The organism is Caballeronia jiangsuensis (assembly GCF_046030135.1).
Classification (GTDB): Bacteria; Pseudomonadota; Gammaproteobacteria; order Burkholderiales; family Burkholderiaceae; genus Caballeronia; species Caballeronia jiangsuensis.
The window spans coordinates 250,129-270,747 of the sequence record NZ_JAQQDB010000006.1 but is presented as its reverse complement, the minus strand read 5'-3'; the positions used below and the strand labels follow the sequence as shown (position 1 = coordinate 270,747).

18 protein-coding genes are annotated in these 20,619 nt (G+C 62.7%); 8 read left to right on the top strand and 10 right to left on the bottom strand.

Translation table 11 applies throughout. From position 1 onward, the window contains the following. Positions 1-6 precede the first annotated feature (6 nt). Positions 7-1,200 carry a M20 aminoacylase family protein gene (locus PQR08_RS09055; protein ID WP_250486049.1) on the bottom strand — a complete coding sequence of 398 codons (1,194 nt, stop codon included), beginning with the start codon at positions 1,198-1,200 and terminating at the stop codon, positions 7-9. Between the two features lie 96 nt (positions 1,201-1,296). Then, positions 1,297-2,193 (bottom strand): LysR substrate-binding domain-containing protein, encoded by an 897-nt coding sequence (locus PQR08_RS09050; protein WP_187604399.1) that lies wholly within the window; start codon positions 2,191-2,193, stop codon positions 1,297-1,299. Between the two features lie 190 nt (positions 2,194-2,383). Between PQR08_RS09050 and PQR08_RS09045 the strand changes: the two genes are divergently transcribed. The 8 genes from PQR08_RS09045 to PQR08_RS09010 all read left to right on the top strand — a co-directional run bounded on the left by PQR08_RS09045 (position 2,384) and on the right by PQR08_RS09010 (position 12,087). Continuing rightward, positions 2,384-3,700, top strand: coding sequence for an MFS transporter (locus tag PQR08_RS09045; protein ID WP_187604400.1), 1,317 nt, complete (start codon positions 2,384-2,386; stop codon positions 3,698-3,700). A 615-nt stretch (positions 3,701-4,315) separates the two neighbouring features. Beyond that, positions 4,316-4,816, top strand: coding sequence for a (2Fe-2S)-binding protein (locus PQR08_RS09040; RefSeq protein WP_250486062.1), 501 nt, complete (start codon positions 4,316-4,318; stop codon positions 4,814-4,816). An 11-nt stretch (positions 4,817-4,827) separates the two neighbouring features. Next, positions 4,828-5,832 (top strand): FAD binding domain-containing protein, encoded by a 1,005-nt coding sequence (locus PQR08_RS09035; RefSeq protein ID WP_187604402.1) that lies wholly within the window; start codon positions 4,828-4,830, stop codon positions 5,830-5,832. A 21-nt stretch (positions 5,833-5,853) separates the two neighbouring features. After that, positions 5,854-8,076 carry a xanthine dehydrogenase family protein molybdopterin-binding subunit gene (locus tag PQR08_RS09030; protein ID WP_250486047.1) on the top strand — a complete coding sequence of 741 codons (2,223 nt, stop codon included), beginning with the start codon at positions 5,854-5,856 and terminating at the stop codon, positions 8,074-8,076. A gap of 132 nt (positions 8,077-8,208) precedes the next feature. Further along, positions 8,209-8,922, top strand: coding sequence for a YecA/YgfB family protein (locus PQR08_RS09025; RefSeq protein ID WP_250486045.1), 714 nt, complete (start codon positions 8,209-8,211; stop codon positions 8,920-8,922). Positions 8,923-9,091: 169 nt separating this feature from the next. Further along, positions 9,092-9,382, top strand: coding sequence for a nucleotidyltransferase family protein (locus PQR08_RS09020; RefSeq protein WP_250486044.1), 291 nt, complete (start codon positions 9,092-9,094; stop codon positions 9,380-9,382). Continuing rightward, positions 9,379-9,747, top strand: a complete 369-nt coding sequence (locus tag PQR08_RS09015; RefSeq protein WP_250486043.1) for a HepT-like ribonuclease domain-containing protein — start codon at positions 9,379-9,381, stop codon at positions 9,745-9,747. Before PQR08_RS09020 ends, PQR08_RS09015 begins: the two co-directional genes overlap by 4 nt. 162 nt (positions 9,748-9,909) lie before the next feature. Then, positions 9,910-12,087, top strand: a complete 2,178-nt coding sequence (locus PQR08_RS09010; protein ID WP_250486042.1) for a malate synthase G — start codon at positions 9,910-9,912, stop codon at positions 12,085-12,087. A gap of 51 nt (positions 12,088-12,138) precedes the next feature. Here PQR08_RS09010 and PQR08_RS09005 read toward each other — a convergent pair whose 3' ends face one another. From PQR08_RS09005 to PQR08_RS08970, 8 genes are all read right to left on the bottom strand, one after another. Further along, positions 12,139-12,324, bottom strand: a complete 186-nt coding sequence (locus tag PQR08_RS09005) for a 4-oxalocrotonate tautomerase (protein ID WP_187604407.1) — start codon at positions 12,322-12,324, stop codon at positions 12,139-12,141. A 33-nt stretch (positions 12,325-12,357) separates the two neighbouring features. Continuing rightward, positions 12,358-13,134 carry a class II aldolase/adducin family protein gene (locus PQR08_RS09000; protein ID WP_250486041.1) on the bottom strand — a complete coding sequence of 259 codons (777 nt, stop codon included), beginning with the start codon at positions 13,132-13,134 and terminating at the stop codon, positions 12,358-12,360. Beyond that, entirely contained in the window at positions 13,112-14,023 is a 912-nt protein-coding gene (locus PQR08_RS08995; RefSeq protein WP_250486040.1) for an urea transporter, read from the bottom strand. The genes PQR08_RS09000 and PQR08_RS08995 overlap by 23 nt, the downstream gene beginning before the upstream one ends. 110 nt (positions 14,024-14,133) lie before the next feature. After that, positions 14,134-14,340 (bottom strand): hypothetical protein, encoded by a 207-nt coding sequence (locus tag PQR08_RS08990; RefSeq protein WP_187604410.1) that lies wholly within the window; start codon positions 14,338-14,340, stop codon positions 14,134-14,136. Between the two features lie 127 nt (positions 14,341-14,467). Then, a complete protein-coding gene (locus tag PQR08_RS08985; protein ID WP_250486039.1) occupies positions 14,468-15,415 on the bottom strand; it encodes a GNAT family N-acetyltransferase in 948 nt (315 codons plus the stop codon). A gap of 682 nt (positions 15,416-16,097) precedes the next feature. Then, complete coding sequence (locus PQR08_RS08980) at positions 16,098-16,943, bottom strand: formyl transferase (protein WP_250486038.1); 846 nt, start codon at positions 16,941-16,943, stop codon at positions 16,098-16,100. Positions 16,944-17,003: 60 nt separating this feature from the next. After that, the gene (locus PQR08_RS08975; RefSeq protein ID WP_250486037.1) at positions 17,004-19,199 is read right to left on the bottom strand and encodes a TonB-dependent siderophore receptor; all 2,196 of its coding nucleotides are present in this window, start codon (positions 19,197-19,199) and stop codon (positions 17,004-17,006) included. A gap of 47 nt (positions 19,200-19,246) precedes the next feature. Beyond that, positions 19,247-20,608 carry a lysine N(6)-hydroxylase/L-ornithine N(5)-oxygenase family protein gene (locus PQR08_RS08970; RefSeq protein ID WP_250486035.1) on the bottom strand — a complete coding sequence of 454 codons (1,362 nt, stop codon included), beginning with the start codon at positions 20,606-20,608 and terminating at the stop codon, positions 19,247-19,249. Positions 20,609-20,619: the final 11 nt, after the last annotated feature.

Here is a 20,619-nt window from a genome sequence, read left to right as displayed (position 1 = left end):
GCCTCCTCAGGCGCGCGAGAGAAATGCTTCGACCAGACGCACCCAGTACGTCGAGCCGAGCGTGAGGACGTCATCGTTGAAATCGTAGCTGCTGTTGTGCAGCATGCACGGCCCGATCCCATGACCGTGATCGCGATGCGCACCCAGTCCGTTGCCGATATACGCGTAGCAGCCAGGCCGCTCCAGCAGCATGTACGAGAAGTCCTCCGCGCCCATCGTCGGATCGATGTTCGTGTTCACCTTCTCCTCACCGACGACCTTTTGCATCACGCCGAGCGCGAACTGCGTCTCGGCTTCCGTGTTTACCGTCGGCGGATAATTGCGCACGAAACTGACTTCGGCCTTGCATCGATACGCCGACGCCGTCGCCGCGACGATCTCCCTCATGCGCGTCTCGATCAGATCGAGCACGTCGACGGAAAAGGTGCGCACGGTGCCGGCAAGCGTCGCGGTCGTCGGGATTGCGTTGATCGCGTGGCCCGCCTGCATGCGCGTGATCGAGAGCACGGCGGCGTCGATGGGCCGCTTGTTGCGCGTCACGATGCTCTGCAAACCCGTGCCGATCTGAAGCGCGGTGAACACGGGATCGACGCCATCGTGCGGAATCGCGGCATGTGCGCCCACGCCTTCGATGCGGATCTCGAACTCATTGCTCGATGCCTGCGTCGCACCGACGCGCGCGCCGAATTCGCCCGCCGCCATGCCCGGCCAGTTGTGCAGCGCGAACACGGCATCGACGGGAAAGCGCTCGAAAAGGCCGTCTTCGATCATCGCTTTCGCGCCGCCGCCGCCTTCCTCCGCAGGCTGAAAAATGAAGACGACCGTGCCGTCGAAGTCGCGATGCTTCGCGAGATATTGCGCGGCGCCGAGGAGCATCGCGGTGTGGCCGTCGTGGCCGCACGCATGCATCTTGTTCTCGTGGCGCGACGCATGCGCGAAGGTGTTCAGCTCGGGAATCGGCAGCGCATCCATGTCGGCGCGCAGGCCGATCGCACGCTTGCTCGTGCCTTTCTTCAACACGCCGACGACGCCCGTCTTGCCGAGCCCGCGCGTCACTTCGATATCCCAGCTCTCGAGCTTTTGCGCGACCAGTTCGGCCGTGCGCGCTTCTTCGTAGCAGAGTTCGGGATGCGCGTGAATATCGCGGCGAATGGCCTGAATCTCGTCGCGCGACCGGGCGATCTCGGGAATGATCGACATGCTTTTCCTCGTGTGTGATTGAGTGACCGAAGCATTGTCGATGGCCGGAAATAACAGCGAAAGCTGATATTTCTTGTCCGTGACTTAAGGAAAGCTTTAGCTTTCCTTCGACGGTATCGCGCCCCGCGAACGCATGCGGATGCGTTCCTGCACGACGCTCATGACCGCATGACGGTCGTGAATCCTGCGCTCCAGCATGCCGACGACACGGCGCGGCGTGTTCTTCGCGAGCGGCATCACGCGCAACGCCGGATCGCTCGCCCACGATCCGTATTCGAGCAGCGGCACGACGGAAACGCCCGCATCCTGCCGCACGAGTTCGACGATCACTTCGAGCGAATTCAGTTCGAGAAACTCGTTTACCGCGAGACGGTTGTGCTTCAGCGCGCGATCGATCAGCGCGCCGGTGCGCTGCGCACGATCGAAACGCAGGAATGGCCGGCTCGCGAGCATGTCGGCCACGCTGGCCGGGGCGATGGCGCGCGAACCAACCGCGACGAGCGGCTCCGAATAGAGCGGCGTCCAGTTGAGACTCGCCGGCGTCTTGCCTGCCATCTCGACAATCACCGCGGCGTCGATCTCGCCCGCTTCGACTTGCGGCGCGAGCGCGAGCGCCTTGCCGGTGAAAAGCCGCACATCGAGCCGCGAATACTGGCCTTTCAATTCGGTGACGACAGACGCGAGCGCGCCCATCGCCGAATCGACCGCGCCGATGGCGACCGATCCGGCGATTTCATCGTCGAGGCCGGTGAGACGCATGCTGTCGTACAGCGCAACGATGCGCTCCGCCTGCGGCAAAACCTGCTTGCCGATGCTCGTCAGCCGGTTGGTGCGCCCCACGCGATCGAAGAGCGGCCGCTTCAGGTCGTCTTCGAGCGATTGCATCTGCATGCTCACCGCGGCTTGCGTGAGCGCGACTTTTTCGGCGGCGGCGGCGAAGGAGCCGTATCGCGCGACGGCGATGAAGGTGCGCAAAAAACGAATGTTGCTCATCGTGCGTTGGGGACAACCCGGATCGTTCGATCAGGTTTCCTTGAGTGTCAGTTCAGAAATTCTATATTTTCTTATTTCAACTCGGCGTAATGTTTGCGTGTTGCAGCGGCTCGCGTGCATGGTGCGAGCCGACATAAAAGCGGATGTCGTCGCCCCTGATCAATCGCCCCACGCCCACGGAGTGCATTCGATGAGCACCGTACTACCCGCAGCCCACGCGGCCGAAGAGAACGCCGCGATCAACATGTCCGGCCGGCGAGCGATCGTCGTATCGACCATCGGCAATGCGCTCGAATGGTTCGACTTCATGGTCTACGGCTTCTTCGCCGTGATCATCGCCAAGCTGTACTTTCCCGCGACGAACCCCACCATCTCGTTGCTCGCGACCTGGGCGACGTTCGGCGTCGGCTTTCTGACGCGGCCGCTCGGCGGCATCGTGCTGGGCGCGGTCGCGGATCGCGTCGGGCGCAAGTCGGCGCTCACGCTCACCATCTCGCTGATGGCGGTGGGCATCGCGATCATCGCGTTCGCGCCGACGTATGCCGCGATCGGCATCGCCGCGCCCTTGCTGATGCTGCTCGGCCGCCTGATTCAGGGCTTCTCGGCCGGCGGCGAAGTAGGCTGCGCGACGGCGTTTCTCGTCGAATACGCACCCGCTAACAAGCGCGGCTATTTCGGCAGCTTCCAGATGGTCGCGCAAGCGGCGGCGAGTCTCGCGGGCTCGTTCTTCGGCGCCGTCCTCACGCGCACGCTTAGCCCCGAGCATCTCAATAGCTGGGGCTGGCGCGTTCCGTTCGTCTGCGGTCTGCTCATCGTGCCGGTCGGTCTGTACCTGCGCTCGAAGCTCGATGAATCGCCGGTGTTCGTCGAGAAGGCGCAGAAGAACGAACTGAGCGCGCGGCCGATCCGCGACACCGCCACGAAGCACTGGATGCCCGTGCTCGCGGGCTTCGGCCTCACGGTGTTCGGCACCATCGGCACGTACATTTTCCTGCTGTATCTGCCGACGCACGCCACGCGCGTCCTGCACATGGCGCTCACCGACGGCCTCATCAGCTCGACGATCGGCGCGCTCGTGTATCTCGTCTGCTGCCCGATCTTCGGCCGGCTGTCGGATCGCGTCGGCCGCAAGAAGCTGATGGCGACCGCGCTCGCGCTGTCGCTCGTCACGGCGTATCCGATCTTCGCCGTGCTCACCGCGCATCCGAGCCTGCCGATGCTGATCGTCTGCCAGGCGCTCCTGATGACCTATCTCGGCATCTTCCAGGGCTGCTATCCGGCGTTCATCTCCGAACTGCTGCCTTCGAGCGTGCGTTCGACGGGCATTTCGGTGAGCTACAACGTCGCGGTGATGATCTTCGGCGGCTTCGCGCCGGCCATCGTGCAATGGCTGACGATGACCACGGGCGACCCGCTTTCGATCTGCTACTACGTGATCTTCGGCAGCGCGGTCGCGCTCCTGACGATCCTCCCGCTGCGCGACCGCTACAGCGACGCGCTGCGGTAAGCCTGCTGCATTGCGCTCGCAAAGGAAGGAGAATGGGCGGCCCGCACGGAAATCCGGCTCGCTTAAGTCTGAATTAAGAAAGCGCGCTTACGCTGAAGACTGACTGACCCAACCCCTCCTTCCGGCCGCGCATGCGGCCATTTTTTTTGGAGCGCCACGATGCAGATGATTCTTCGCCTGATCCTGATCCTCGTGGCGCTCGTCGTCTTTACGACGGTCGGGGAGTTCCTCCTGTCGCTCGTCGCGCGGGCCGTGCTCACGCACTGAACCATTTTGCCGCTGCGGGCATGCTTCGTGCACCCGCAGCATCTCGTGGCCCCCGCCAAGCTTTCGATCGGGAAAGTTTCGCGTCAGGTGCCTATACTGGCTGAGTGTCGTCTTCGCCGCATCGCCGGCGCACGAAGGTCCTGCGCCCGCCGCACAGACCCTTTTTCGCCGCCCTTCCTTCGCGCCATCGGCGCCCGACACGCTTCGCCGCATCTTCGCCTCTCTCACGCCGTGCCGCTTCATCGCCGCATTCGTGCAGCAGCTTGCTGCACAATTCCAGGAGATTGCCCGATGCCACAACGTCACATCCCCCAATCGAAAACCACGCACGCCGACACACCCAACAAGATGCGGCGAGCCAAAGCCGACGACTCGACCGCCACGTTCACCTTCACCGTCAACGGCAGCAGCCACACGCTGTCGCTCGATCCGCGCACGACGCTATTAGATGCATTGCGCGAGCATCTTCATCTGACCGGCACGAAGAAAGGCTGCGATCACGGCCAATGCGGCGCATGCACCGTTCATGTGAACGGCCGCCGCGTGAACTCGTGTCTGTGCTTCGCCGCCGCCTGCGATGGCGACACCATCACGACGATCGAAGGCATCGGCGAAGTCGAGGCGCTGCATCCGCTGCAGGCCGCGTTCGTCGAATGCGACGGCTATCAGTGCGGCTACTGCACGGCCGGCCAGTTGATGTCGGCGGTGGCGCTGCTCGATGAACCCATCGGCCCGAGCGACAGCGACGTGCGCGAAGCGATGAGCGGCAATCTGTGCCGCTGCGGCGCGTATCAGAACATCGTCAGCGCGATCCAGTCGGTGCGGGCGACCAAGCCGTCATCGAAATAAGGAGAGCCGACATGGACACGTTCCAACTCTCCCGCGCGCGCGACATGCGCGACGCGATCAACGCGGGCGCGCTCGCGCATACCGCGCAGCAAGGCGCGGAAGTGCGCTTTCTCGCGGGCGGCACGACGCTGCTCGACCTGATGAAGCTCAATGTCGAGCGGCCGATGCGCGTTGTCGATATCAGCCGCCTGCCGCTCGACAAGATCGAGGAAACGAAGGACGGCGGCGTGCGTATCGGCGCGACCGCGCGCAACTCGGATCTCGCGCATCATCCGCTGATTCGCGATCGATATGCGGTGCTGTCGCAAGCGGTGCTCGCCGGCGCGTCCGTGCAGTTGCGCAACATGGCGACCACCGGCGGCAATATCCTGCAGCGCACGCGCTGCGTGTATTTCCGCGACACGACCTCGCCGTGCAACAAGCGCGAGCCGGGCAGCGGCTGCTCGGCGATTCAAGGCTTCAATCGCATGATGGCGATTCTCGGAACGAGCGAGTCGTGCATCGCGAGCAATCCTTCGGACATGTGCGTGGCGCTGCAGGCGCTCGAAGCGACGGTTCATGTGGAAGGCACGGCCGGCAAGCGCGCGATTCCCATCGACGAATTCTTCCTCGTGCCCGGCGCCACGCCCGATCGCGAGAACGTGCTCGATGCCGGCGATCTGATCACGCACGTCACGTTGCCGCCGCCGGTCGAAGGCGCGCGCTCGGCTTATCTCAAGCTGCGCGACCGCGCGTCGTATGAGTTCGCGCTGGCGTCGGCGGGCGTCGTGATCGGCGTGAAGGATGGACGCATCGCCCATGCGCGCGTGGGCCTCGGCGGTGTCGGCACGAAGCCGTGGCGATCGCGCGAGGCGGAGAAGGAACTGCAGGACGCCGCGCCCGATGAAGCCACCTTCAGGCGCGCCGCCGATGCCGCGCTCGCCGATGCGAAGCCGCAAAGCGAGAACGGCTTCAAGGTCGAGCTATCGAAGCGTTGCATCGTGCATACGCTCAAGATGGTCACGCAAACATCCTGAACCCGACCGAGGAACCCGAACATGTCCACCGCGCCCGACATCACGCAGTCCTTCATTGGACGGCCCCAGTCGCGCATCGACGGACCGCTGAAGGTCTGCGGCCGCGCGACTTACACCTCCGACGTCGACTTGCCCGGCATGCTGTATGCCGTGCCGGTCGGCGCCACCATTGCGAGCGGCAGGATCACGTCGCTTGAATTCGCCGCCGCGCAAGCCATGCCCGGCGTGAAGCTGATTCTTCATCGCGGCAATATCGGCCGCTTCTATCGCATCTCCGGCAATTCGATCGATACCGGTTTCGTCGACGAGAATCGCCCGCCGTTCGAAGACGACGTCATTCGCTATTACGGGCAATACGTGGCGCTCGTGGTCGCGGACACGTTCGAAGCGGCGAGCGCCGCGGCCGGCGCGGTCAAGGTCGGCTACGACAAGACGCCGCACGACGTGAGCGCGACGCTCGATACGGACAAGAAGCTCGACGTGCACAGCGAGCGCGGCGATCCCGACAAGGCGTTCGACGACGCGCCCGTGAAGATCGACGAAAACTATGTGACGCCGGTCGAAACGCATAACCCGATCGAGCTGCACGCGACCGTCGCGCACTGGAACGGCGAGAGCTATACGTTCTATGAGACGAGTCAGGCGGTCGCCAATCATCAGGGCACGCTGATGCAGATGCTCGGCCTGCCGAAAGAGAAGGTGCGCGTGATCTCGCGCTATCTCGGCTCGGGCTTCGGCGGCAAGCTGTGGATGTGGCCGCATTCGCTGCTCGCTGCGGCCGCGACGCGTCAACTGGAGCGGCCCGTCAAGCTCGTGCTGTCGCGCAAGATGATGTTCCAGAACGTCGGGCACCGGCCGACCACGCAGCAGCGCGTGCGGCTCGCGGCGACGCAGGACGGCAAGCTCGTCTCGTTGCAGCACGATTTCGTGAATCACGAAGCCATCGCCGACGACTACGCGGAAGACTGCGGCGAAGCGACGCCGTCGATGTACAGCACGCCCAATCTGCGCGTGACGGGCGGCACCGTGAAACGCAATGTCGGCTCGCCCACGTCGATGCGCGGACCCGGCGCGGTGCCTGGCCTCTTCGCGCTCGAATCGGCGATGGACGAACTGGCCATCGCGTTGAAGATCGATCCTGTCGAGCTGCGTTTGCGAAACGAGCCGAGCGTCGATGAAAGCAGCGGCCTGCCGTTTTCGTCGCGGCATTTCGCCGAGTGCCTGAAGACGGGCGCGGACAAGTTCGGCTGGTCGAAGCGCACGCCGGAAGTCGGCTCGATGACGCGCGACGGTCTCACGCTCGGCTGGGGCGTCGGCGCTTGCAGCTGGCCGGGTCTGCGCTTTTCGGCGGACGCGACCGTCGATCTGCGTTCGGATGGCACCGCGCGTGTCGCATGCGGCACGCAGGATATCGGCACGGGCACGTACACGATCCTCGCGCAGCTTGTCGCGGAGCATACGGGCATACCGCTCGACAAGATCGAGGTCGGTCTCGGCGATACGTCGCTGCCGCTCGGTCCGGTGTCCGGCGGATCGGCGGCGACGGCATCGGTGATTCCGGCGGTATCGGACGCCGTTCGCGCGGCCATCAAGACGCTGCTCGCGCGTGCGGTGAAGGCGGAGGGATTGCCGTTCGCGGGCGCCAAGGCGGAAGAGCTCGCGATGAGCGGCGGTCATGTGCATCGCAAGAACGAGCGGCCCGAAAGCGGCGTGCCGTTCGGGCGCATTCTCGAAGCCGCGAAGCTGCATGCGGCGTCGGGTAGCGGCAGCGCGAAGGGCGGCTTCGACGATCCTCTGAAGAAGAAGTGGTCGATCCACTCGTACGGCGCGCACTTCGCCGAAGTGACGTGGGAACCGTCGACGGCGCGCTTACGGGTGAGCCGCGTCGTCACCGTGATCGATGCGGGCAAGATTCTCAATCCGCGTGCGGGACGCAATCAGATCGAAGGCGCGGTCGTGATGGGTGTCGGCATGGCGCTCTTCGAACACACCGTCTACGACGAGCGAAGCGGCGCGCCGGTCAACAGCAGCCTCGCAGATTACGTGGTCGCGACCAATGCTGATACGCCGAAGATGGACGTCACGTTCCTCGACTATCCCGACACGATCTTCAATGAGCTCGGGGCGCGCGGGATCGCGGAAATCGGGCTTGCGGGGATCGCGGCGGCGATTACCGGTGCGGTGTATCACGCGACGGGCGTGCGCGTGAGGAAGCTGCCAGTGATGATAGAGGATTTGCTGTAAGCGCGTTTGCGGCGCGTCCCGGCTTCCGTAGCGTTCGACGATGCGGAAGCCGGGCTGATTCCGTGCGACCGGTTTGTATAATGAGGTCCGTGGCGAATCGGATTTCGAATCGCGCATCCATTGGGCAAATGCATGAAAGACCGCACTTACAAAGCGCTGACCGAGCGCGAATTCGAGCGCCTGGAAGACTTCCTCGACTCCCTCGGCGATGAAGCGATGACCGTCGAAATGATAGACGGCTTTTTCGCCGCGCTCATTTGCGGCCCTGAATTGATCATGCCCAACGAATGGCTTTCCGCAGTACTGGGAAACAGCGTCCCCTTTACGACAACCAAGGAAGGCGAGCAGATCCTCGGTCTGATGATCCGCCACTGGAACACGATCGCAGATGAACTCGAGCGAACGCTGTACGATGAAGAGGCGCTTTATTTTCCGGTGCTGTCAGTGGACGAAGACGGCACTGCCTTGGCCAACGAGTGGGCCGTTGGCTTCATGAGCGGTGTGGAGATGCGGCACGGAAGCTGGCACGAGTTGTTCGATGACGACGACCACGCTGGATCGTTGGTGCCTATCTTGATGCTGTGTCACGAGCATGATCCAGACCCCAAGGCACGCACCGACCCGAAGGGACTCGAAAATCGGGAAGACGTGATAACAATGATGATCGCGGGCCTGAGCCACATCTACCGATATTTCGAACCGCATCGACGGGCAAGAGCGAATGCAGGCGTGCCGCAAACGGCGCGGCTGAAAGTGGAGAAAATCGGCCGGAATGAGCCGTGCCCCTGCGGCAGCGGACGCAAGTACAAACACTGCTGCGGCGCCGACGCGTCTTCGCTTCATTGAGTGGCGCGTGGCCACTTCATAAGATCGAATTCGAGTCAGGCGGCAACGCCCTTTCCCAGGAGACGCTACGGCAAAATCGCTATGCTAGACTGCCTGCGCGGTGCTACGTCAAAGAAACAGACACCGGACAACCGTCGAGTCGGGCAACAGATCAACCTTCCAGACAGCCATGAAGCCCTCGGTCGCACTAGAAGCTCATCGTGACGAGATCCGTCGCATTATCGAAGCGCATCGCGCGAAGAACGCGCGCATTTTCGGTTCGGTCGCACGCGGTGAAGATACGGAGGAAAGCGACCTCGATCTCCTGATCGACCCTACCCCGAAAACATCACTGCTCGATATCGGTGCGATTCGCCATGAGTTGCGCGAATTGCTTGGCGTGAAAGTGGATGTGTTGACTCCCCGCTCGCTGCCTGACCGGACTCGCGATGCAATCATCGCAGGCGCCATCCCGGTATGAGCCGGGACGCGCTTACGTTAAGCGAATACGTCGATCACGTTATAACGGCGATCGGACGAATCGCGCGCTATACAGACGGGTTGAACGAAGCAGCCTTCAGCGCTGACGAACTGGTGCAAGACGCCGTGGTCCGCAATATCGAAGTCATCGGCGAAGCGTGTCGAAATATCCGCCGATACTTTCCTGCCTTCGTCACCCAGCATCCCGAAGTCCCGTTCCAGTCCGCGTACGAAATGCGAAACGCCTTGACGCACGGCTACCATAAGATCGATTTCGGCGTCGTCTGGGTGACGATCTGTGAAGACCTGCCCGCGCTTGGCAAACAGTTCGAGTCGCTCGCCGTCGAGCTGAAGAGCGCCAGTTAGCGTCCTACAGGACGATTCCATCAGGCGCGGCTCCGGTCCCGCGCGCACACAGGCACACCGCTTGCAACGCCTCCACGCTTCGATCCTCCCCCAAGACGCGCTACCATAGCTACCTGCCCATCCCCAAACCCCTGTGCAGCAGCAAACTCAGCCGGAGTGCCCATGACCGACATGATCAAACAACACGGCCTTCAGGTCGACGCGAATCTCGCGAAGTTCGTCGATGAAGAAGCCATCCCCGGCACGGGCGTCGATAGCGCGTCCTTCTGGAAGGGATTCGATGCCATCGTCCACGATCTCGCGCCGAAAAACCGCGCGTTGCTCGCCGAGCGCGACCGTCTTCAGACCGAGCTCGACAACTGGCATCGCAGCAACCCCGGCCCGGTGCGCGATCCGCGCGCCTATCGCAAGTTTCTCGAAGAAATCGGCTATATCGTGCCCGCGCCCGCGCATGTGCAGGCGAGCACCGCCAATGTCGATCGCGAAATCGCCGAGCAGGCAGGCCCGCAGCTCGTCGTGCCGCTCTCGAACCTGCGCTATGCGCTCAACGCCGCCAACGCGCGCTGGGGCAGCCTCTACGACGCGCTCTACGGCACCGATGCAATCGATGAAAGCGACGGCGCCGAGCGCACCGCGCAGTTCAATCCGAAGCGCGGCGCGAAGGTGATCGCCTATGCGCGCGCGTTCCTCGACGACAACGCGCCCCTCGCGCACGGCTCGCACGCCGACGCGACGAAGTACAGCGTCGAACAGGGCAAGCTCGTCGTCACGCTGAAGGACGGCGCCAAGATCGGCCTCGCCAACGCCGAACAATTCGCGGGCTATCAGGGCGACGCGAAAGAACCCGTCGCGATCCTGCTCAAGCACAACGACCTGCACTTCGAGATCCAGATCGACGCCAGCAATTCCATCGGCAAGACGGATGCCGCGCATGTGAAGGACGTGCTCATCGAAGCGGCGGTGAGCACGATCATCGACTGCGAGGATTCGGTCGCGGCCGTCGATGCCGCCGACAAGACACAGCTCTATCGCAACTGGCTCGGGCTGATGCAGGGCCATCTCGCCGAGCAGGTGACGAAGAACGGCAAGTCCTTCACGCGCAGCATGAATCCGGATCGCGAATACACCGCGCCGAACGGCTCGACGCTCAAGCTGCACGGACGTTCGCTCTTGTTCGTGCGCAACGTCGGCCATCTGATGACGAACCCCGCCGTGCTCGACCGCGACGGCCACGAGATTCCCGAAGGCATCCTCGACGCCGTGATGACCACGCTCGGCGCGTTGCACGATCTGAAGAACAAGATGAACTCGCGCACGGGTTCCATCTATATCGTGAAGCCGAAGATGCACGGTCCCGCCGAAGTGGCGTTCGCCGACGAACTCTTCTCGCGTGTCGAAGACCTGCTCGGCCTGCCGCGTCACACCATCAAGATGGGCATCATGGACGAGGAGCGCCGCACGAGCGTCAACCTCAAGGCGTGTATCGCGGCGGCGGGCGCGCGCGTCGCGTTCATCAACACGGGCTTCCTGGACCGCACCGGCGACGAGATGCATTCGTCGATGGAAGCCGGCCCGATGATGCGCAAGGGCGACATGAAGTCGTCGAAGTGGATCAGCTCGTATGAGCGCAATAACGTGCTCGTCGGCCTGAACACCGGCTTGCGCGGGCGCGCGCAGATCGGCAAGGGCATGTGGGCGATGCCCGATCTCATGCACGCGATGCTCGAACAGAAGATCGCGCATCCGAAGGCCGGCGCGAACACCGCATGGGTGCCCTCGCCCACGGCAGCCACGCTGCACGCGCTGCACTATCACATGGTCGATGTGCAGCAGGTTCAGCAGGAACTCGAAAGCATCGACTACGACGGCCAGAAGAACGAACTGCTCGATGGCCTGCTGACGATTCCCGTCGTCGACAAGCCCGCGTGGTCGGAAGAGGACATCAAGAACGAAATCGAGAACAACGCCCAGGGCATTCTCGGTTATGTCGTGCGCTGGGTCGATTCGGGCGTCGGTTGCTCGAAGGTGCCGGACATTCACGATGTCGGCCTGATGGAAGACCGCGCGACCTTGCGCATTTCCAGCCAGCACATTGCGAACTGGCTGCGTCACGGCATCGTCACGGAAGAGCAGGTTCGACAGACGCTCGAACGCATGGCTGCCGTCGTCGACAAGCAGAACGAAGCCGATCCGTACTATCGCCCGATGGCGCCGTCGTTCGACAGCTCGTTCGCATTCAAGGCCGCGTGCGCGCTCGTGTTCGAAGGACGCACGCAACCGAGCGGATATACGGAACCGCTGCTGCACAAGTTCCGTCTCGCCGTGAAGGCATCGGCGTAAAGCGATGAATCGCGCACATACGGCATCGCGCCGTATGTGCGCATCGACAACTTACTGCTCCGACCAGAGCTTGCCCGCGGTCGCCCAGTTCTCGCGCTTCACGTCCGTCAGAATGATGTCCACCGAGCCCGGCTCGCAGCCGAGCGTCTCGCACGTCGTGCGCGTGATCGCCTCGACGAACTTGCGCTTCTCTTCCGTCGTGCGGCCTTCGAACAGCTGAATGTTGAATGTCGGCATGCCGTTGATCTCCTGTTTGAGTTGAACCGGTATTCAGTCGCGATACGACGCGTCGATGCGATCGAGCTTGCGCAATAGCGCGGGCCATTCGAGCGCGCCTTCGACGGCGTCGTCGTCGTGCAATTGCGCCGCGGTGCGCGTGACCACGTCCGGCGTCGGCACGATCATCTTGCTCACGCCCGCGAGCGCGCGCAGTTGAATATCGCATGCCTTGACGAGCATATCCATCAGCACATAAGCCTCGGCGATGGTGCGCCCGAGCGTGAGCGGCCCGTGATTGCGCAGCAGCATCGCGCGATGCGCGCCCAGACTCGCGACGAGGCGTTCGCCCTCCGCCGGCGAAAACGCGAGGCCTTCGTAGTCGTGATACGCGAGATGGCCGTGAAAGCGCATCGCGTGTTGCGACGCGGGCAGCAGGCCATGCGGTTGCGCCGATACGGCAATCGCCTCGCGCACGTGCAGATGCATCACGCACGCGGCGTCTTCCCGCGCGGCGTGCACGGCGCCGTGCAGCGCGAAGCCCGTCGCGTTCACCGGATGCGAGCTCTCGCCGATCACGTTGCCGTCGATATCGATTTTCACGAGATTCGACGCCGTGACTTCATCGAATGAAAGCCCGAACGGATTGATCAGAAAGCGACCCGGCTCGCCCGGCACGCTCGCGGAAATATGCGTGTAGACGACATCGTCCCAGCCGTTGAGCGCGACGAGCCGGTACGCGGCGGCGAGTTCGACGCGCGTCGCCGCTTCGGCTGCCGAGCGCGGCCCGCTTTCCGCGATCCTGCGCTCAGGCGTGTGGGTGAACGACATGCGAATCTCCTTGTATCGATGGTCCGGTCAAGCGCCGCTGCAGGGCGATGACCGCCCATGACGCCAGCACGAACGGCGCGGTCAATGCAGCGATGCCGATGCAATCGATCACGCGCTCGATGAGCACCGCCGCGACGATCGCGATGATCGCATAGCGTTTGCCGAGCGGCGCGGCCGCGAGCGCCGCAAGCGCCGCGTTGAAGCCGCACGCGCCCGAGAGCACGACGGCATCGCTCGCGCCGCCGAGGCCGTGCAGCGTCGCGCCGAGCGCGCTGCCCGCGAGCGCCCAGCCCGCCTGCGATGGCCGCGACGCGAACAATCCCGCTGCGATCAATGCGCCCGCGAGCGCGCCGGTCGCGAACGTGATCGGCGCGAGCCCGGCGAACGCGGCCTGAAGCAACGGAATGACGCCGGCGGCGACTTGCGGGATCGCGCCCGTATCGCCGCGATCGGCGAAGAGCGGCAACCAGCACCAGGTGACGATGATGGCCGGGCTCGAAAAGGTCGGCAACCGGTAGCGCGAGAGAACGTGCGTTAGCTTGCTGGCGAGAAAGGTCGCGAACATCGCCGCGACGATGGCGACGGCCGTGGCCTGCGACGCATCGCCGATGAAGGCGAACGCGGCGAGCGCGGCGAGCGCGCCATTGAAGCCGTAGAGAGCGTCGCGAAACGCGGGCGCGTCGTCATCCTCGATGATTACGCTGATGACATTGCCCGTCAGCGTGCCGATCAGCAGGCCGCACGCGAGGCGCGGGCTCGCGCACAGGACCGCGAGAAACAGGAGCGCGCCGGTCGCGGCATTGCGCTGAAGCACGATTTGCCCGATCGCGCGGGCGAAACTGCGGAGTTGGTCGCCGAAGGCGGCGTTCGAATGGAGAGCGGAAGACATGCTGGGCGGCGACGGCACGGGAAGCCGCCAGCATAAAGCAGTCAGCGCGCGCCGGGCGGCGGTGCGCCGAATAACCTGTATGTGACCTGAAGCAGAGGGTGCGGCAACGCTTAATTGAAGGCCATCGGAACCAGCGGAGTCGGCTCGCCGACGCCCGGATTGGCCAGCGAAAGATCCGCGCTCATTTTCACGATTTCCGTGACATTTTCGCGGAAGTTGGGGTGGCTTTCCCAGGTGATGTAGCTTGCGTCCATGACAGCGGACAGCGTGAGCAGGGCAAAAGCAACTTTTTCGATGACTTCGTAACGGCGGCGCATGGCAAGGTCCTCAAACTTTGTGACATTGTAACAGATTTAAGGGTTTTCCCTTAAGGGTATGTTGCAACGCCGCAAATCCGCCGCCGTTACTGCGTTTGCGCTCCGGCCCTCATTCGGTGAACACGTTTCAAAAGCGAAAATCGTTGAAGAACTTTTCGCGGTCGATCACGGTGAGCGCGGCGCGCTTGTGCGGGAAGTCGAATTCCTTCAGCGTATGAAAGCCCATGCGATGCATGTACGCGATATGCCGCACATGATCGACGCGCGGTTCGCCGACGAGCCGCTCCGTGCGCGGATCGTCGATGAACATGTAGTGCAGCACGCCGCTCCACCATGCCTTGAGCTTGCCTGCGCTCTGGAACTGCGCATCGCCGATGAGCAGATGCAGGCCGCGATCGAAGTCGCCCGCATCGTAGAACGGGCCCAGGCGATCTTCTTTCGCCCAGTAGAACTCGAAGTAACCGAAGGGATGGTCGTTGAAGTAGCCGATCATCGGATGCATGTGCGGATCATCGCGACGTTCCTTCAGGTAAGCCGCGTGCTCGGCGCGTGTGCCGCGCTGGTCCCAGAAGTGCGCGACGCGGTCGAGATTCATCCAGTCGCTGAAGACTTGCGAATCCGCTTCAGGGTCGGCGGTGCGCAGGCTGAAGGTCATGTCGATCTGAGGGAAGTGACGTTCGTAGATCGTGCCTTCGGTGTTGTTTGGTCTCACCGGATGGGTGACATCGCCGGTTTGCGTGTAGCTGAGCAAGGTTTCGCTCGATGCGGGGGCCTTGAGCCACGGTTTGGCGATTTGCCAGAACGTCTGGCGTGATGTCGTCAGCCGCAGTTGGTCTTCGACGTGTTCTGCGTTGTCGATCAGGTTTTGGTTTTTCGCTTGTGCTATGAAGGCTTCGGCTCTTTGTGCGTCGGTGCTCGAATAAGGTAGTGCAAGCGTCGCCGTGCGGCGCTCAGGCTCGTTGCAGTAGATATCGCATAGCGCTTCTAGCAACGCGTCGGCGTTCCATGTTGTTAACGTGCGGTTCGCTGGTTGCTTTGCGGTAGCCGCTAGGTCTGGATCGAAACGTATGTTCATCGGTGAGTCTCGGGTAGGTTTGGGTTTGGGTTCGCTTGGGCTTTCGGTAAATCCTGTTTTCGTGTCGGTCTATTAGCTCTGCCCCTCCCCGGGGCGGGGGTCACTTTCTTTGCTGCTGCAAAGAAAGTAACCAAAGAAACAGCTATCCCCAGCCTAAGCACTTCACACCGGCCGCGGCACAGACGATTGGCCTAATGGCCCGGCAGTAGCGAGTGCCCCCACAAGCAGATAAGGGCTTGGATCGCGCACGGTCCGACACATCGCACCACACAACGAACTGGCTCAGCACCAAATAGCTCCGGCCTGCTTCGCGGCCGATGGGTCAATCGGGTCTGCGCGTGCTTCTTTGCTGATGCCCCTCCTATAGATGGTTTCCTTTGCAAACCCCACGGCAGCGCGCAGCGCTGTGCCGAAGCTATTTCGTGCTGAACCAGCGCACTGAAACGTCTCGGGCGGCAGACCGTGCGCGAGCCAAGCCCGGTAAGTCCTTCGAGGGCGACACTTAGGCGAGGGCCACCGCGGGCTGGCAAGCATGGCCAAACTGCGTGTGACCGCGGGCCTAAACGAGCTGCTTTCTTTGGTTACCTTCTTTGCAGCAGCAAAGAAAGTGACCCCCGCCCCGGGGAGGGGCAGTGCTAATAGACCACTGCGAATCCGGGATCCGGCGAAAACAAAAAACCCCCTAAACAACATCCCCGGCAAGCGTTTCGGCCATAGCCAAAAGCCCTCCTTCAAGCGCAGGAAACAAACTCCGCTGAAAGTTATTCCAGCGCAGTTCGAGAATAGTGTCGACGGGATCGATACTCGTGCCGAGCACATCGAAAATCACTTCACCCGAATCGATCCCGTTATCGACGTAATGAAACGAAGCCCCCGTCCGATCGATCACCGGAGCGGACTGCACGCGCATCGTGCTCCAGTCCACCACGCGCTGACCCCGCACGCCATAAAGCGCATCGAGCGTCGCATAAGCTCCGCGCCGCTCAAACGGCGAGCCCAACCGCGTGACACCCGGATGAATATTCGCGATACGCCGACAAAATTCCGCCCCCGGCCGAACGAGCTCATCGAGAATCACAAGCAATCCATCGAGCACAACGAAATCCGCATCGAGCGCATGAAGCTTGTCGAGCAGACGCTTCTCGAACACGCTCTTCTGCACCGCGCGCTCGCCAACCGCATCCAACGCCAAACGCCGATAAGAAGACGGAATCGCATGCAGCAGACTCGTCACCCGCACGCCTTGCACCGAAAGCTTCGGCGGATGAATCCACTGTCCACCCGGCGCGTGACGAAACCCATATCCTGCGAGCTTTTCGCGATCTCGCGGCGAGCCTTCGTCATCGTCATAGATCACGCCTTCGAGCGAATAGAGATCGCCCAGAGGCGAAACATTGAGTTGCTCAACAAGGTATTCCAGCGGCGACTTCATATAACGCGTGCCGCCCTTGTACTCGATATGCTGTCCCGCGCGATCCGCCGCGGCGTTGCGCAAGGACATGATGTAGACCAGCTTTATCTTCGTCATTGAATCCTGCTCGAAAGAATGGCGGCGCGAATCATGAGCCAAGCGCGCCGCCGACGATCATCACCAGTTATAACGGGCGCTCGCGATCACCGTGCGCGGATTGCCATAGAAGCAGGCCGAATCAGACTGGCATCCGCTCACGAACGTGCGATTGAAAATGTTCGACGCGTTCACCGCGAAACGCCAATGCTGCGTGTCGTAATGAACGGCCGCGTCGTAGACCGTATAGCTCGGGATATAGAGCGAGTTGTCCGCCGCGCCCGCAAGGCCGCTTTGATAGCGGATGCCCGCGCCGAAGCCGAGGCCGTCGAGCGGTCCCGAATGCCACGTCCAGTCCGCCCACAGCGACGCCATCTGGCGCGGCAGCGGAATCGACACCGGCCACTTGTCGAGCGTCACGTCGTTCGCGCGGATGTTCTTCACATCCTGATAGACGTATGCCGCGATAACGGACAGATTGCGCGTCACGTTGCCCACCGCGGAAAGCTCGATGCCGCGCGAACGCACCTCGCCCGTCTGCACGGAAAACGTGCCGGTGGGATCGGTCGGATCGGGCGTGAGGACGTTCGTCTGGTTGATCTGATACACGGCCGCGCCGAGCATCAGGTTCTTGCCCGGCGGCTGCCAGCGCAGACCCGCTTCGATCTGACGTCCCTTCGTCGGCGCAGGCAGGCCGCCGTCGGCCATCTTCACGCCGATGATCGGATTGAACGAAGTCGAATAGCTGATGTACGGCGAAAGACCGTAATCGCCGAGATATGTCAGGCCGACGCGTCCCGTGAATGCGCTGTCGTCCTGCTTCAGTTGCGTGCCGCCGACGATGTCGTCCTGCTTCGTGTTGCTCCAGTCCTCGCGGGCGCCCACGGTCAGCATCCAGCGATTCCACTTCACCTGATCCTGCGCATAGAGGCCGAAGCTATCGAGCGTCGTGCGCGTGTTCGTCTGGCCGAAGGAATCCGGACCGCTGAAGATCGCGGTCGATACCGGCGTATAGACCGGGTTGTACATGTTCAGGCTCGGAGCCTGCGCGAGCCATTCGCTATCGGTCGAATTCTGGCGGTTGTACTCGAAGCCGAGCAGCACCGTATGTTCGAGCGGCCCCGTCCCGAAACGTGCCTGCGCGTTGTTATCGATATCGAAGCGGCTGTAGTTCGGCTGGAACAGACCCGCATAACGCGCAAGCGTCTGCTCGCTCGGATCGCTCGGATCGAGACCGCCGCCCCACACCGCGCCGTTGTCGAGCGAGAGATGCATCCAGCGCGTGTTCTGGCGGAACGTCCAGATGTCGTTGAACTTGTGCTCGAACTGATAGCCGACCGACCATTCCTTCTTGCGATAGTACGAGTAGGTCGGATCGCCCGTGTAAAGGTTCTCCGAAATCTTGCCATTCGGATTGGGCAGCACCGTGCCTTGCGCGGGCAGGAAGTTATTCGATGCATCGCCCCAGTCCTGCAGATAACTCGCCGCGATCGTCAACGACGTGTTCGCGTTCGGCTGCCAGCGCACCGATGGCGAGACCGCGAAGCGCTGCTCCGCATGCGGACCGGTCATCGAATTGCCGTCGCGCCCGACCGCGAGCACGCGATACGACAGCGTGCCGTCCTTGTCGATCTTGTCGCCGATATCGAACATCACCTGCTTGCGCGCATAGTTGCCGATCTGCACGCCCGCCTCGCGATAACGCCCGCCATCGGCGAGCTTGCTCTGCACATCGACGATCGCGCCGGGATCGCCCTGACCGTATAGCACCGATGTCGGCCCGCGCAGGATCGTGATGCTGTCGATCATGTACGGATCGACACGCCAGCTCGACAGATTCAGCGTATTCGGCACCTGCAGTCCATCAACGAAGACCGTCGGCGTGAAGCCGCGCAACGCCGAATACCAGTCCGAGCGAACATCCGAGCCATACGACGAAAAGCCCGGCACATAGCGCAGCGCTTCGTTGATGGTGGTCGCGCCCGTTTCCTCGATCTGCGTCGACGTGACCACGTTGATCGTCTGCGGAATCTCGTCGATCGGCGTATCGGTCTTCGTGCCCGTGCGGCTCTTGCGCGCGACGAGCCCGACCGTATCGTTCTTGTCCGCCGCCGCGTTCACGCGAACCGCGGGCAATGTGCTCGTCTGCGGCGCATCCTGCTGCGCTGCCTGTGCCTGTGCCTGTTCCTGTGCCAGCGCATGATCGGCGGCCGCCAGGCTGAATGCCATGCTCGCCGCTATGGCAATCGCACGGCGCGTCCCTCTTCCCCACGTCATTCTTCTACTCTCCATCGCAATGCGGCTTCCTGTGCGCCGCTACTTTGTCAAAGAGCCACGGCCACGCGGCCGCCGCTCACCCCGGTTTTCCTCGTATCCGCCGCTGGTTGCGCGGCGTGTTCCTGTCCCGCACCGGCAAGCGATGCGGCGATCTCGTCCGAGCGCACCGCAAGCACCGAAAGCAGCGTGTCGGAGAGACCGTGGCTGTCTTCACAGCAGCCTTGCAGATAGATGCGCGCCTTGAACTTCGAAGGCGTGACGAGCCGATAATCACGGCCGACATTGCGTTGCGCGAGCGCGTCGTCCAGATGCGGCGCGAGGTCGTCGAGCAATGCGAGATGCGTGTCGCGCCGATAGCCCGTCGCGAGCACGAGCGCGTCGAATCGCTCCGCGCGCGCGTGGCCGGTCAGCACGTCGCGCATCGTCAGTTCGATCTCGCCGTTCGCGCGGCGCGCGGCGTTTTCGATCGCCGTGTTCGCCAGCAGCCGATGCCGCGTTTCATCCGAAACCTTCTGCAGATAGAGCATTTCGTAGATCTGCTCGATCAGCGGACGATCGACGACCGCGTAGTTCGTGTCGCGAAAGCGCTCGATCAGCGAGCGGCGTCCGTCTTCCGATTGTGCGAAGACGACATCGGTGAATTCAGGGCTGAAGATCTCGTTGACGAAGGGTGTATCGTCGGCGGGCTTGAGTGCGCTCGCGCGAATCACGAGCGTCGCATCGACATGCGGGAAGCGGCGCGTGAGATCCGAGAACACTTCGGCCGCGCTCTGTCCCGCGCCGATCACCGCGATGCGCTTCTTGCCATCGCGTCCATCTCCCGCGACGCGCTCGATCGAACTCAGATACGCCGACGAATGAATCACGTTATGCGGCCCGAGCGATGCGAACGGTTCCGGCACGCGCGCCGTGCCGCCGACGCCGACCGACAACGCCTTCGTCACGCGCCGCCATTCGCGGCCGTCTTCGTCCTGCGAAACCACGCGCAGCGCGCTTACGTCGCCGTTCGCTTCGAACACCGGTTCGATGGCCGTGACGCTCTGTCCGTAATGCACGCGATCGTCGAAGGCTTGCGCGACCCAGCTCAGGTAATCGTGAAACTCGACGCGCGTCGGATAGAAGTTCTTCAGGTTCACGAATTCGTTCAGACGTCCGCGCTCGAACAGATAGTTGATGAACGTGAAGCGGCTCGTCGGGTCGCGCTGCGTGACGAGGTCCTTCAGAAACGAAATCTGCATGCGGCAATCGTCGAGCAGCATGTCGCGATGCCAGCCGAACTCGGGCTGCCGCTCGATGTAGCACTGCTTCATGTCCGACGTGCCGCGCTCTTCGGCCAGACGCACGGCGAGCGACAGATTCGACGGCCCAAAGCCGACGCCGATCAGATCGAATACGGTTTCTTTCTTCATTTCCCTGTGTC

Excerpts from the sequence above, each read along its gene's own strand:
- PQR08_RS09055 (WP_250486049.1), bottom strand. The coding sequence starts at position 1,200 with ATGTCGATCATTCCCGAGATCGCCCGGTCGCGCGACGAGATTCAGGCC.
- PQR08_RS09050 (WP_187604399.1), bottom strand. The coding sequence starts at position 2,193 with ATGAGCAACATTCGTTTTTTGCGCACCTTCATCGCCGTCGCGCGATAC.
- PQR08_RS09045 (WP_187604400.1), top strand. The coding sequence starts at position 2,384 with ATGAGCACCGTACTACCCGCAGCCCACGCGGCCGAAGAGAACGCCGCG.
- PQR08_RS09040 (WP_250486062.1), top strand. The coding sequence starts at position 4,316 with ATGCGGCGAGCCAAAGCCGACGACTCGACCGCCACGTTCACCTTCACC.
- PQR08_RS09035 (WP_187604402.1), top strand. The coding sequence starts at position 4,828 with ATGGACACGTTCCAACTCTCCCGCGCGCGCGACATGCGCGACGCGATC.
- PQR08_RS09030 (WP_250486047.1), top strand. The coding sequence starts at position 5,854 with ATGTCCACCGCGCCCGACATCACGCAGTCCTTCATTGGACGGCCCCAG.
- PQR08_RS09025 (WP_250486045.1), top strand. The coding sequence starts at position 8,209 with ATGAAAGACCGCACTTACAAAGCGCTGACCGAGCGCGAATTCGAGCGC.
- PQR08_RS09020 (WP_250486044.1), top strand. The coding sequence starts at position 9,092 with ATGAAGCCCTCGGTCGCACTAGAAGCTCATCGTGACGAGATCCGTCGC.
- PQR08_RS09015 (WP_250486043.1), top strand. The coding sequence starts at position 9,379 with ATGAGCCGGGACGCGCTTACGTTAAGCGAATACGTCGATCACGTTATA.
- PQR08_RS09010 (WP_250486042.1), top strand. The coding sequence starts at position 9,910 with ATGACCGACATGATCAAACAACACGGCCTTCAGGTCGACGCGAATCTC.
- PQR08_RS09005 (WP_187604407.1), bottom strand. The coding sequence starts at position 12,324 with ATGCCGACATTCAACATTCAGCTGTTCGAAGGCCGCACGACGGAAGAG.
- PQR08_RS09000 (WP_250486041.1), bottom strand. The coding sequence starts at position 13,134 with ATGTCGTTCACCCACACGCCTGAGCGCAGGATCGCGGAAAGCGGGCCG.
- PQR08_RS08995 (WP_250486040.1), bottom strand. The coding sequence starts at position 14,023 with ATGTCTTCCGCTCTCCATTCGAACGCCGCCTTCGGCGACCAACTCCGC.
- PQR08_RS08990 (WP_187604410.1), bottom strand. The coding sequence starts at position 14,340 with ATGCGCCGCCGTTACGAAGTCATCGAAAAAGTTGCTTTTGCCCTGCTC.
- PQR08_RS08985 (WP_250486039.1), bottom strand. The coding sequence starts at position 15,415 with ATGAACATACGTTTCGATCCAGACCTAGCGGCTACCGCAAAGCAACCA.
- PQR08_RS08980 (WP_250486038.1), bottom strand. The coding sequence starts at position 16,943 with ATGACGAAGATAAAGCTGGTCTACATCATGTCCTTGCGCAACGCCGCG.
- PQR08_RS08975 (WP_250486037.1), bottom strand. The coding sequence starts at position 19,199 with ATGACGTGGGGAAGAGGGACGCGCCGTGCGATTGCCATAGCGGCGAGC.
- PQR08_RS08970 (WP_250486035.1), bottom strand. The coding sequence starts at position 20,608 with ATGAAGAAAGAAACCGTATTCGATCTGATCGGCGTCGGCTTTGGGCCG.